The organism is Xenorhabdus hominickii (genome assembly GCF_002632725.1).
Lineage (GTDB): Bacteria > Pseudomonadota > Gammaproteobacteria > Enterobacterales > Enterobacteriaceae > Xenorhabdus > Xenorhabdus hominickii.
The window spans coordinates 125,155-138,338 of the sequence record NZ_NJAI01000004.1 but is presented as its reverse complement, the minus strand read 5'-3'; the positions used below and the strand labels follow the sequence as shown (position 1 = coordinate 138,338).

Here is a 13,184-nt window from a genome sequence, read left to right as displayed (position 1 = left end):
GATTTGTGACAATAACGGCAATAGACGTCAGCTTTGGCCATGCTTTACCCTTAAAAGGCGGGAAGCATATCACAACAACTAACTATTTAATACATGACCTAATTTACTGTGAAGTATGGCTCAAGGTTCAACACTCCTATCCCGAAGATCGGGATTGGATATTCACAATCCAATACAAATACAGGTTCAATTATGAATTCACTCGATCATACAGTTCCCATGAGAAAAGAAGAATTGCACCATGTTTCCGCAGCAAAAAGTGCTCTGAACCTTTTTGCCAATGCCCAGATCCCGCAACATCCATGGATGGCGTCAAATAATTTTGGGAGTCCGCATCAGGATAGTTGGTGTTCTGAGTCCGTGTCACTCAATGGTCCCGTTGAAGATAACCTTCTGCTTATCGAGCAATACAACCCCTTCGGATACACGCCTAATATGGTTTGTAATAGCAAGAACCAAATGATAGGCGTCTCGTTGGATTACGTTTCATCTATGTTCTGGCTGGTTGTATTTGACGAAAATTGTAACATCATTTCGGCAACGTCTGTGGGCAGGTATTCCGGCAGTACCTTTGGTGGCGGTTACTTCTACATGGACAACAACGACAACACAATCGTTGTGCAGGGCAACAAAATTGCCAGCTATCCGACAGCAGATGTGCAGCCAAGAGATAATGAGATTTATGAACTCACACCAAACTGGCAGAGTGACGATATAGTTGAGTTAATCACTAGTTCGGCTCAAGGGAATTCTCTTTACTCGTCACTTCCCGTTTGGGATGAGGCGCGCCCGAATCTCTACTGGTGTCTGATAGCAGGTGAATATGACTATCAGAACTACCCAGAGAGCACACTAAGCTCTTCGGCGCAAATGGCCGTCGTGGAAATCGATCCGAAAACAGGGCAGACGACGCGGATCAATTCCCTTGAGCTGGAAAAACAGTGGAATAATAATACATTCGCTGTTGATGAAAAGGGGGCTTATATTGTCACGAATGGTATCGATAATAATAGGTTATGTACGGAAGGGTATCTTTGGGCATTCAGCCTGGAGGAGAATGAAATTGTCACTCGTTGGAGAACATCTTATAAGAATGCGGGATACCTGAAACCGGGTCAGAAAAATATCGGCTCGGGAACTACCCCGACGCTCACTAAAATGGAAAACGGCACTGAACTGGTGGCAATTACCGATAATGCCAATCCTCGCCTGAACGTAGTGGTCTGTAATCGTGAAAACGGAGCTATCATCTCCGAAACCCCTTGTTTTCTGAGAATGAGGAGTGCGGACGAAGCTTCACTGATCGGTGTTGGTGATACTTTCGTGGTCGAAAATAATTTCGGTCACTATCCGACATGGCCGTTCTCCCAGTTGGTTCCGAATGCTCCCGGCATGGATATGATCCGTATCAATCCTGAGAATTCTGATCAGCCTGATGAAAAGAAATGGTCTATACCAGATATTCATTTTTACGCGATGAACATGCTCTGTCGTGGTAGCGGTATCATCTTCGCGCATACCTGTAGCTGGTCTGACGAAATATCGGCGTCAAAAGGCGGGATGTATTACATCAGCGCGATCGACTCCTTCGACGGTCGGGTGATCTGGCAGATTCCTCTTGGCAGAGGAGTAAACTACTGTCATGAGTATGGGGGTATTTATTTCAATAGAAATGGTGATCTTTACATTGGCACTAATCAATATCTGATTGCTATTAAGAACTTCCGGGATTGTTCTAAACAGCTTAAGGAAAAAAGCGCCTGAAATCTAACAGAAAACCGATACAAGAAACTGAGATGTAAGTTTCTGACCATAGGTATTAACCATATTCATAGTTTCTAGTTGGACTAACTTCACTCAGGTTTTACAGCCCGAAGGCAGTCAGTTTGTTTTCGGGCTGCATGATAGGTGGTATACAGTTAAGTCAATAACGATTTATTTTTTATCAAAAAATTCTTCATTATTTTTATTCTGAAGTATTAATCCCCTTTTGAATACTATGGCCGTAGAAACTCAAAAGGGTTTTTCGGATACGCAATAAACGAATAATTCACGTTAAATTATACTGCAACACCCTTATAGCCGGATAAAATTAGTCCCGATTCCTGTTGGGCGAACCAAGTTTGGGTATCGCCATTGTAATGCATTTCATCAGGCAGAAAGACGCCGTAATCAGAAGCGCCACCAGTGTAATCTGACGAATTTCTTGCATCAATCAGTGAACGGTACTTGGGATTGGGAGTAATGACATCTTTAATTTCTTCATTCATATAGGATGATTATGCCGGTTACAACGCTCAAGCGTTGCACCGGAACATACACGCAGTACGTGAGGATTTCTAGCACAGTCCAATTCAATATGAGATTGGTGAATGGCTACCTCTCGATTACTTATAATCGACAGTGAAGGTGGCTGTGGCATTAACGCTACCGGCGGTGACCATATGGCTGGTTTGATAATACCTTGCCTTATATGACAGTGTTTTCAAAGAATTTATTACGCCAAGAGCTTGCTGTTCACCAAACTTCACAGGATTGTCTTTGTCATCTAACATCTGAATGCCAATCCCTGTTGCTGATGAGGTTGAATCAGCATTTATCACTCCATTTGTATTAGTCTTTCCCGGCTCCCAGGTAATATTCGCGTTCGGGGATCCTTTGCATTGCACATTAATCTCGAAAGAACGTCCACCGGCGGTATCACCTATGTTTTTAAAGTGACTTTTTAATACGGCTCCCATCGGAACATTAACAATCGGCGTAGTTATTTCACAAGATCTTGCCGTGACGTTAAAAGAAGGGATTTTATAAGTGAAAACCGCATTCTTATTTTTAGTATCAGCCATCGTTATCATTATTTCATTGACTGTTCCTGATTGAACATCACTATTGATCTCTATATAAAATTTACTGCTCAATGTTCTGTTTCCGATGCCGATCCCTCTTGAACTACCCACATTCATAACCTGACTCACCACACCATTAGGTTTGAGTTCCCATTTAAATCTGACACCAGGAAGACTGGTTTCATAAAAGTTATTTTTGAGGGAGCCTACATTTACCCCAGTCATGGATTTTACGTATATGTGCTGACCGGATATACTGCAACTTACCCTCATCTCGTTATTGGAGGCGGGTTTTATGTCTGGCAAATTTTTGTAGTCAACATAAATATCATCAAATTTGACTATTTCCTGCATGCTATTAGCCTTACATACTGCGGTTATACCCCGCGTTGAATAACTTCCCGCGATAATGACAATTAATAATACCAATAAAAAGTTATTGGCTTTAATTTGAAAGCAATTATTACGTTCAAAATTAAACATTATAAACTCCTTTTAAATACGACAATCAGCAGACAGCCTTAATACGCCTGACTTTTCGGGTAGCATTGATAAATCTGTTTTTGCATAACATTGTTGATCCTTATTTTTTCCCCATTGTAATTTTATTTCTGCCTGCTCGGGTACAGCATTCAAATACAGCTCACCGTCATCACCAACAATTCCGCTACTGTCACTGTTTATTAACGTTGCGCTGGCACCAAAGGGCACGGGTTTGTCGTTGTAACGTAATGTCACTAATATACGGTGCCCCTGACGGACGCGAAAATCGGCAGCAACCACTGCACCGCGAGTCGGTACAATGTGTTGCACTGAGTCGTCGAGATCAACGCCATCAGCCAACATTTCAGTATCCAGCGCAACACGGTTGTAGGCATAAGGTTCAATCGATGGGATTACGGCATAGCCACGTGAATCCGTTTTAATTCCACTGTGATTTAAAATTTTTGTTTCTGCTGCACCAGCCGCTTTAACCAGTGCCACTGTTTCACCCAATGATTGGGAAAACGTAATGCCGTCTTGATGGGCGACAATACCGCCAGACAACCCGTAGTTAAGCGATCGGCTATTATCGCTGTAGCTGTAGCCCAGATTCACACGGCCAGAAGTATGGCTATATTCCAGCGAAGCACCGCCGCTTGCCCCTTCCATATTATTGCTGTGATCCCCATGGATACTATATGACAAGGCATTATCTTCCAATGCACTGCCACTAATTGCCAGCTGTTGGCTTCCCTGACCGTGGCCGTTTCTATTGATGCTATAAGTTGCCCATCCATTAGGAAGCCACTTATCCAGTGGAATAGAGACATTAAACGATACCTGTTTATCCTTGCTCTTAATGGATTCATGATTGATATTGTAGGAAAGATTCAATCCATAACTGATCCCGGCAAGGTTAATGTTATAACCAGCAGATAGTGATTGGTCGGTGCCCTGATTTCCCCAGTAATCTTGCTGATAGGCAGATGTATAAAGATTGCCAAAATCGCCCATCCCTTGGTTTAGGGTCAGCTGCAATTGGCTACGCTTATTTTGTGCGCTGCTGGCTTCTTTTCTGACTGAATATTCATTCGTCTCTGCAAATGAATAGTATTCTGGTGTGGAATAGCGATACCCAGCCAAAGTCAGGGATGTCCCCGTTGCCTCAATATTTTTCGTATATTGTATTCGATACGATTGGCCTTGTTTATGTTCATTCTCTGGCAACCAAGCGTCTGCAAGTGTCATATCCAGAGAAATCGCACCAAAATTACCTAAACCAACCCCCAGACCAGCGTTAAACGCTCGGTAGTTTTCTGCTACCTGCATACCAGATAGCAAACTTAACCGGTTGGAGAGCCCATAGATAAATGCCGCTTCGCTAAAATAAGGTTTATAAGAGTTAGCATCGGAATGACGGTAACGCCCCAGGGTAAACTGATATTTTAATTGCCCTTCTCGCTGCATCATTGGCACTGATGAAAATGGTTGTACAAATTTACGCTGTCGCCCATCCTTTTCGGTGATCGTGATATCCAAATCACCGGAGCCGGATGTTGAATAAAGATCCGTGATAACAAAAGGCCCCGGAGGAACATAGCTTTCATAGATGACATAATTATTTTGGCGAACCGTTACGCGTGCATTGGTTTGAGCAATACCACGGATAATTGGCGCAAAGCCACGTTGGCTATTGGGCAACATTAAGCTATCGGATGTAATAGAAGCACCGATGAACGACACGCTTTCAAATATATCTCCGTTAGTAACGGTTTCGCCAAGAATTATTTGGCTTTTTAGTCCCTGAATATCCCGTTGGATGTAGCTGTTAATGGATGAAAAACGACTTCCACCTTTATTTTTTCCAGAATCATAGTCATAAACTGATTGATTTTTTATTCGCCATGATCCGATATTTATTCCACTTTGTAGATTTAAAAAATAACTTTGATTTTTTGTGTTTTTGTTATAATTATCTGACCCACTAAAATTATAGCTCATTAAAAATGCTGATTGTCCCTGTTGCCATAGATGTGATGCCACAGTATCTCTGGCTTGATTATCCAATGCTGCTTGTGGAATACTAATATCCAGACGTTGCCCATAGAAATCAAATGAAGTCGATGCCTGTGGAATATATTCACTTATATCATCAATAATTTGTTCAGGTGAGAGTGTCATCAGCGCAGGAAAAGCCGACATTCTTACGCCAAACTGTTTTAAATTATCGACCGTTAATTGTGGAGATAGTTTGTTGTTTTCCAATTTAATAAAATTAACCTGTTTTGTTTCCTGCTCTTTTCCGTTAAGGAATATGATCACCTGATACTGACCTGGTAATTGACCACCAGGGGATGAAAATGTGCTTAAATCAATAACCGATTGAGTATCATTTAATTCCAAAGCTGATAATCGAAAGTAATCCTGTGCCGTGACAGGTGATGATAACAACATGGAAAAACATAAAATAAAGGCCGAAATAAAATATGTTGGCATGATTGTGCTGCCACTTTTTTTATATTTAGCAAATATGATTTTTAGCCCCCGATATTTATCTTTTTTATCTTTCATCTTCTTTTTAAGGCAGGTTTTTAATTATCTCTTTGCTAACGCCACCATAACTATTAATGCTATTCCAGCTAACTAAGCTTGGTGATTCAGATGGCAAGGCGAAATGCGCTACGCCCTGTGGAGCGATCATGTCAGTACCTGTAAGGGGTTTCCCAGCCACTTTGAGCTGTCCGATGGTTACGTAATAATTACTGGGGTTTCTGACCTCAAGTTGGTTACCAATACGACGAAATATCAGCGTCTTATAAGCTTCTTCAGAATCGCCTTCAATGCCTTCAGGTCGATAAAACAATTTGATTCGGGTTTTCACCGTAATCAATAAAGTATTCTGTTCGTTCTCTTGTACGGAAGGGATAGATTTCACATTAAGGTAAAAAACCGATTCTCTATCCTCAGGTAAATTACCGCCGATACGTACAATACGAAGAATACTTTCTTTGCCAGCATCTAAACGAAATAGCGGTGGCGTCACAATGAAAGGGGTTTTTTCTCCCTTTGAATCAGTACTGATAAAAGACTGAATTAAATAAGGTCGGCTTTCGTCAGAGTTTTTCACTGAAATTGAAGTTTCTTTTTTATTTCCTTTATAAATAACGCGTGTTCCACCAACGGTTACACCAGCCCAGGATGGAAATATAAAAAACAATGAGAATATAAGCGTTGTTTTTTTTGTTAGTATATACGATGTAAATGTTTTTTTTATTTTATCGTTCATTATTACCTGACTACTCATGATGTTAATAGTTCCCAGCTACAGCCATAAAAACGAATTTGTAGCCAGGAAATAAATATCTATAAATAATTAATTTTATTTGTAATTTATAGTAAAGTTAAGTGTGGAATCGGCCTTGCCGGCTTGAATGGGTTCTCCATTAGATATATAAGCTACTTGTAAAGGTATTTTTATTTCAGTTTTATCGATTTTAATATCTGTTAGGTGAGGAGAGGAAGACCAATTTATCAGGGTACCTGATGTTCGGTTATAAATACCGATGCCAATTCCGGTTGCGGATGTTTCACCAGATGAGTCTAATGCTAATAGCTCTTCATGGTGGGAATCTATATTCCCAGAAAATACAATATCCATCATAACAGGTACAGAAGTAACAGGGCACTTAGTTAATGTGATATCAAAATCCTTTTTGCTCGCCGAAACTACAACTCCTTTGTTTTTTTGGATATCACTTTTGAGATATGTCCCCATATCCACAATATTGAGAGAACTAGAATTAACAGAGCAGGTTGACTCCACAATGTCCCCCTTGAATTTAACTGTCCCAGTCGTTGCCGGAAGAGCCGCATAAGAAATATTACTTACTGAAATCAATATTGCGGCAATAAAAGATGAAACAAAGGTATTTTTCATTTATATATCCATGATAAGTATAATATACATTTACATCTATTTATTATGCATAACGCAAAACAATAAGGCGTTATAACAAAAAAATAACAAAAGAAATTTGGGCACAGTTTTCTGGCACAGAAGGAAAATGTACCAAACGAATCAAAAAAGATCAATAAATGTGATTGGTTCTGGCGATCAATAATCTATATATTGATAGAATTTATCTATTAAAAAAAAGTGAAGCGATCGAGAGAAACGTTTTTACATGTGAGCCGGAATTGCATAGGTTAACGTTAGTTTTGGGGGAAAATTGGCTGGTAAGGTGGATACTGTGGTCATAATATGGCTTCAACCGAATGTCTGCTTTACAACAGACGTTATAGGCTTATCTGCTGGAGAATTTTCATGTTAGATATATTCTTAACTCAAATTGAGTAGACAGATTTTATGTGTGCTTATTTAATCAACAGGCAGACTGTTCAAAATATCGTTCCGTACCAAGATTTGGGTTATTGGCGTTGACGGGTGAAAAATGCCAGCCTAATCCCATATAAGTGGCGTCGGTGACGAGATAGAGGGCACGGGGGACGAATATCAAATTCCTTGCCATGCAAATAATGGCTTAAATGTAAACTCATAGCCAATTCTAGGCGTTATAACGAAGGCTTTTATATCACTGCCTAAAATATCTAAATACAATAGTATGATTCAATATTTTTTTGATGATGCAGCAAGAGCGGCTTGAGTTCGTTCATAACTCTAAAAATCAATCAATTATTTCAATTTTTATTTTGAAGTATCAATCCCCCTTTTGAGTCTTATAGCCGTAAGAACCTAAAGGGGGGAGGCTGATACTCAATAAACGAATAAATCACATCAATTTATATTTCGATGCCCTTATAGCCGGATAAAATTAATTCCCATTCCTGTTGAGCGAACCAAGTTTGAGTATCGCCATTGTAATGCATTTCGTCGGGCAAAAAGACGCCGTAATCAGAAGCGACGCCAGTGTAATCTGGCGAATTTCTTGCATCAATCAGCGAACGGTATTTGGGATCGGCAGCAATGACATCTTTAATTGCTTCATTCACATAACTGGTACTGATAGGGTCAAACGCTACTGAAAGTGGGTAATATAATCGCCATGGGATCTGACAGGAACTGATGGCATCACTAATACCGGTGATGATACGGTTAAAATTCATTTCTGATGCTTTGGCCGCAGCTAAACTCTCAGTTTCTGCTTCCCATTGGTTCCAATGTACCGCCAGAATGAGTGGGTTTTTGCCCATCTTGCGTAATGATTCAATAGCCATACGCAAGGTTCTAATTGCGCGAGGATAGAGAGAATCCACTTCTTTTGGATCGTGCTCTGGTGCCCAACGGTTATCGGGTGGATTATCCAAATACATACCTTGACCGCCGTAACCCATTAAAATCACGTAAAGATCGGGTAAATGCAGTGTATTACCCTGATTGATATGGTCTTGCCAGAGTTTAGCGAAACGATTAGCAGCATTGTAAGGATGATCTTGATTACCACGTAGTAAACCGACGGGAGCGCCAATATTGGCATTGCCAAAGCTGGTCAATCCTGTCCAATTAATGGTAGGAAAGTTGATACTATAGACTTCTGGTAGGGTGAGGGTAAATACGTTGTTTAAACCTTGAGTGATCCTTTCATCTGGCGGCAACTGTGTACCGTGACCATAGCTGTTGGATTGCCCAAGAACGATAAATAGCGGGGCATCATTGATTTCCCACGGCAGATATTGTATTTCGGGAGAATGAAGTGGTTTGTATGTCATCAGTTTCTCCTTACATTATATTAACTAGCGATTGTTGCACTCCTTGCAGAAAATTATTTACGTAAGATAAAATACACATGGTTAATCAGTTTTGTTTGTACTTATGAATTCAATGTGGCGATCAAAATCAACTTCTATTTTTGATTATATTTGATGATATTAAATTTTAAATTATCTTTTTTATCAATCAAAACTTTATCATGTGGTTTTTTATTTAAATCGTATTTACTCGCCGATAAATGTACTAAAATTTTCTTAGTCTAAATTCGAGTTACAATGATAATATTTAATTCATGGTAATTTTTCTTGTTAAAGCAAATTACATGCTTTAAATTCATGACTGGTTTTTGTTTTACTCTTTCCATTGGGGATATATAATAATCAATTCACTAATCGTTGTCTGACTCATTTGTATCATCGTATAAGTATATTTTCCTAAAGGGGATTCATTTGAATCATTATCCTTTTGGACACCTGCACGATCCAAAGCAACATATTTTCCTTTAAAATTCCATTCTGCCATTTTAATTTTCCATTTTTCGTTATAATCTCTGGCGGGGCAGACAATATTAGCCCAAGGGTCACAAACCCAAGAGCCATCTGGAAATTGATTTGGCATATATATTGTGTCGATTTTGTGCTTTGGCTCTGTATAGCTTGGAGGACAAACAAGTAAAAAAGCATGGTTATAGGGTCTGATTGTAACAATTAATTGTAGAGTTAATAGTGATGTTAGTGCTGAATAATCCACTTCTGGGAAATAGAATAATTGACAAAGTGCTTGCTTATGTATTTTTTTAAATGTTGTAAATAAAAAATAGCCAATAACAGACAGTTTCCGACTAAATATAGATTTTTATTTGATATTAAATCTTTATATATTTGTTGGTTGGGAGATCTTATGCTTAAGTGTTTGTTGTATAATTCTTTGTTAGTATTGTATCGACGCTTTAATCCTTCATCTGTGTAAAATGATTTTTTTACCTCGGGTAAAATATTAACATCAATGTATCCAATGTTATGTGATTTTCCTTTGAATATCGCTTGTCCGCTTTGAGCTGTATCACATAAAATTTCTTCAATTGACATGTTAACACCTCCAATGACATCATTTTATTGGCATCATTATTACTTTTTATAATTTATTAATTTTTATAGTAGTGTGCATCTACCGGAGGAAGGTATTCCTTGAACTGTAGTATCTCCGTTGGGATATATTGTAATAATATCTGTCGTCATTTGCCTTCCTATCTGTATAGTCGTGTAATTAAATTTACCTAATGGAGAGAAATTGAAATGAGAATGCTTATTAAGATCATCTTTTTCTAGCAAAACTGTTTTTCCTTTGAAATTCCATTCAGCCATTTTAATTTTCCAATTTTCATTATAATTTATAGCAGGGCAGGCTATCTGCGACCATGGATCACATATCCATGCATTTACTGGAAATAAGTTAGGTGCAGATGTCATTCCAATAGAATGAGCTTTTTCAGTATTATTGGGAGGGCAAACCATAACAAAAGCATGATTATAGGGTTTTTGAATACAAATAATTCGTAAAGTTAATAGTGATGTGAATCTTGTATAGTCTGATATTGGATTGTAGAATAAAATTTGGAGTGAATTTTTATATTTCTTCTTTAAATGGTATAAGGCGAAAATAGATAACATCATGCAGTTTCCAACTAAAAGATGATTTCTGTTTTTATTCAGGTAATTATATATTTTCTTGCAGGTTATTTTATTTTCAAATGCTTCCTCATGCAATTTATTGAACCAGTAATCCCTAGCTTTCATTCCTTCTTCGGTATAGAGATCTCTTTCTTCTTTTGATAATGGTAATATATCATGATCATAGTAACTAATGTTATGAAATTTTCCTTTGAATGTTGATCGTGCTATTTGAAGTGTATTTTGTAAAATTTCTTCAATTGACATATTCATGTCCTCTCAGCTAGCTTACTATTTTTATTAAATGATAAAAATGTGAAAGAATAATAAAGAGTATTGTTAATGAATGTTGATAGTAACTTATAGAAATTAATACGCTATTTTTTTACATTAAACAAGTAATATTTTTAATTGTGTTCAATGTATCAATTTATATTGAGAGATCATTAGTTATATTGCAGTAGTTATATAACATATTCATAAGCTAGATTAGCTATTCTAATGTTTTATATTAGTGAGGATAACATCATGATGAGATTTGAAAATAAAGTCGTCATTATAACTGGCGCAGGAAGCGGTATCGGGGAAGCCACTGCAAAGCGTTTTTCACAAGAAGGAGCGATTGTTGTATTGGCTGGCCGGGATACTGATAAGCTCAACCGTGTATTCAGTGAATTGTCATCAAACAAAGCATTAGTGATCCAGACAGATGTTGCGATTCGGGAATCAGTCAAGAATATGGTTGATGAAACTATCAGACATTTTGGCCGGATAGATATTTTGGTGAACAATGCTGGTCTGTATGTTACTGGCGATTTATTGAGTGTTTCACAGGAAAAGGGCGATGAAGTATTGGCTACGAATCTTAATGGTGTGGTCAATTGTAGCTATTTTGCTTTACCGTATTTGCTGAAAAGTAAAGGGTCTATTGTCAATAATGCCTCTGTATCAGGGCTAGGGGCTGATTGGGGCGGTGCTTATTATTGTGCAGCAAAGGGTGCTGTAGTTAATTTAACCCGAGCGATGGCTCTGGATTATGGTTCACAAGGTATTCGCGTCAATGCTGTTTGCCCAAGTTTAGTGTTGACGCCAATGACTGAGCGTTTTGGTGATGAAATCCTGCAACATTTCGATAGCCGAATTCCTTTAAAAAGAGCGGGTAAACCTTCCGAGGTGGCAGCAGCTATTGCATTTCTGGCTAGTGAAGATGCCAGTTTTATTAATGGCGTGAATTTGCCGATAGATGGCGGTGTCACTGCATCAAATGGTCAACCCAATTTTAATTAAGTGAGTAGAAATTAAGAGATAGGGCTGAAATGACCTCTTACCTAATACTAATAAAGGCGGGAGGTCATTTCGGTTCACTTACCATCGTGCTGCAACTCGGGGTCTATTGGGTATACAGCACCATTTCATTAATAATCACCGCCAAACGGTCGAACATTTCCCCAAATAACCGCTCAGTAAATGGCACCAGAACCGGGATCAACAAGGAAAGTGTGAAAATTCCCACGGTCAGGGTGAGTGGAAAGCCGACTACAAATACGGAAAGTTGCGGTGTCATGCGATTCAGCATCCCTAAGGCAAAATTCAAGACCAGAAGTAGGGTAATCATTGGCATTGCCAGCATCATGCCATTGACAAAAATCAGGCTGGCACTCTGGGCCAACAATAAAAAACCTTTTGGATTCAACTGAGCTGATTGAATGGGAATGGAATAAAATGTATCAGCCAGAATGGACAACAACCATAAGTGCCCATCAAATGCCAAGAATAGCAAAATCATCAGCATATTCAGGATACGGGCTAAAATGGGCATATTCGGGCCACCAGTAGGATCAAAGAAGGTGGCGAATGAAAGTCCCATCTGCAAGCCAAGTATTTCACCTGCATGACGAACGACAGCAAAGGCGATCTGCATGGTTAATCCCAGAGCCATACCGATCAATATTTGTTGTATCAAGACCCAAATTCCAACAACGGAAAAAATCGGAATTTGGGGAGAAGGAATACTCTGAACCAATAAGGCAGTGATCACTAACGCTAAACCAATTTTGATTTTTATCGGCATCTGCTTTTCACCGAAAATCGGTGCTGTACTAAATAATGCTAACAAACGCACCAATGGCCAGAAAAAATCACTGACGAGGCGGGAAAGTGTTTCGCTATCAAATGGGATCATGGTTAACCGATAATTGTGGGAATGCTGCTAAACAACGTACGCATGTAGTCCAGCAGCAAATTTAACATCCACGGCCCAGCAATGACGATAGTCACGAAAACGGCCAGAATTTTCGGAATAAACGATAAAGTCATCTCGTTTATTTGAGTTGCCGCCTGCAATAAGCTGATGATCAAGCCACAAATCAGGGCTGCTAAAAGGAGTGGTGCGGCTAATGCCAATGCCACTTTCATCGCCTCAACACCAAGGGCCATTACCGATTCTGGAGTCATAAT

Annotated in this window: 14 protein-coding genes; 2 read left to right on the top strand and 12 right to left on the bottom strand. The window is 39.0% G+C overall.

The genetic code is table 11. The features are described from left to right. The first annotated feature begins 192 nt into the window (after nt 1-192). Nucleotides 193-1,764 (top strand): hypothetical protein, encoded by a 1,572-nt coding sequence (locus tag Xhom_RS36590; RefSeq protein ID WP_232326229.1) that lies wholly within the window; start codon nt 193-195, stop codon nt 1,762-1,764. Between the two features lie 296 nt (nt 1,765-2,060). Here Xhom_RS36590 and Xhom_RS13170 read toward each other — a convergent pair whose 3' ends face one another. From Xhom_RS13170 to Xhom_RS13130, 10 genes are all read right to left on the bottom strand, one after another. Continuing rightward, nucleotides 2,061-2,270, bottom strand: a complete 210-nt coding sequence (locus Xhom_RS13170) for a hypothetical protein (protein WP_069315274.1) — start codon at nt 2,268-2,270, stop codon at nt 2,061-2,063. Nucleotides 2,271-2,387: 117 nt separating this feature from the next. Next, complete coding sequence (locus Xhom_RS13165; protein ID WP_069315275.1) at nt 2,388-3,329, bottom strand: fimbrial protein; 942 nt, start codon at nt 3,327-3,329, stop codon at nt 2,388-2,390. Between the two features lie 12 nt (nt 3,330-3,341). Continuing rightward, the gene (locus tag Xhom_RS13160; protein WP_069318382.1) at nt 3,342-5,825 is read right to left on the bottom strand and encodes a fimbria/pilus outer membrane usher protein; all 2,484 of its coding nucleotides are present in this window, start codon (nt 5,823-5,825) and stop codon (nt 3,342-3,344) included. Between the two features lie 82 nt (nt 5,826-5,907). Continuing rightward, nucleotides 5,908-6,615 (bottom strand): fimbrial biogenesis chaperone, encoded by a 708-nt coding sequence (locus tag Xhom_RS13155; RefSeq protein ID WP_069315276.1) that lies wholly within the window; start codon nt 6,613-6,615, stop codon nt 5,908-5,910. A gap of 93 nt (nt 6,616-6,708) precedes the next feature. Then, nucleotides 6,709-7,266, bottom strand: coding sequence for a fimbrial protein (locus Xhom_RS13150; protein WP_069315277.1), 558 nt, complete (start codon nt 7,264-7,266; stop codon nt 6,709-6,711). Nucleotides 7,267-7,711: 445 nt separating this feature from the next. Next, complete coding sequence (locus Xhom_RS39895) at nt 7,712-7,846, bottom strand: hypothetical protein (RefSeq protein ID WP_274540180.1); 135 nt, start codon at nt 7,844-7,846, stop codon at nt 7,712-7,714. Between the two features lie 283 nt (nt 7,847-8,129). Next, on the bottom strand, nt 8,130-9,056 hold the full coding sequence (locus Xhom_RS13145) for a hypothetical protein (protein WP_069315278.1): 927 nt from the start codon (nt 9,054-9,056) through the stop codon (nt 8,130-8,132). A 352-nt stretch (nt 9,057-9,408) separates the two neighbouring features. After that, the gene (locus Xhom_RS13140; protein WP_069315279.1) at nt 9,409-9,675 is read right to left on the bottom strand and encodes a hypothetical protein; all 267 of its coding nucleotides are present in this window, start codon (nt 9,673-9,675) and stop codon (nt 9,409-9,411) included. Nucleotides 9,676-9,788: 113 nt separating this feature from the next. Next, nucleotides 9,789-10,145 (bottom strand): hypothetical protein, encoded by a 357-nt coding sequence (locus Xhom_RS13135; RefSeq protein ID WP_069315280.1) that lies wholly within the window; start codon nt 10,143-10,145, stop codon nt 9,789-9,791. Nucleotides 10,146-10,208: 63 nt separating this feature from the next. Further along, nucleotides 10,209-10,994, bottom strand: a complete 786-nt coding sequence (locus Xhom_RS13130; protein WP_099139764.1) for a hypothetical protein — start codon at nt 10,992-10,994, stop codon at nt 10,209-10,211. Nucleotides 10,995-11,258: 264 nt separating this feature from the next. Between Xhom_RS13130 and budC the strand changes: the two genes are divergently transcribed. Continuing rightward, on the top strand, nt 11,259-12,014 hold the full coding sequence (gene budC / locus Xhom_RS13125; RefSeq protein ID WP_069318383.1) for a meso-2,3-butanediol dehydrogenase: 756 nt from the start codon (nt 11,259-11,261) through the stop codon (nt 12,012-12,014). Nucleotides 12,015-12,117: 103 nt separating this feature from the next. Here budC and fliR read toward each other — a convergent pair whose 3' ends face one another. Together fliR and fliQ are read right to left on the bottom strand one after the other, a co-directional pair. Beyond that, nucleotides 12,118-12,909 (bottom strand): flagellar biosynthetic protein FliR, encoded by a 792-nt coding sequence (gene fliR / locus Xhom_RS13120; RefSeq protein ID WP_069315282.1) that lies wholly within the window; start codon nt 12,907-12,909, stop codon nt 12,118-12,120. Nucleotides 12,910-12,911: 2 nt separating this feature from the next. Continuing rightward, nucleotides 12,912-13,181: a flagellar biosynthesis protein FliQ gene (fliQ, locus tag Xhom_RS13115; protein ID WP_069315283.1), complete on the bottom strand. Its 270-nt coding sequence runs from the start codon at nt 13,179-13,181 to the stop codon at nt 12,912-12,914. Nucleotides 13,182-13,184 lie beyond the last annotated feature (3 nt).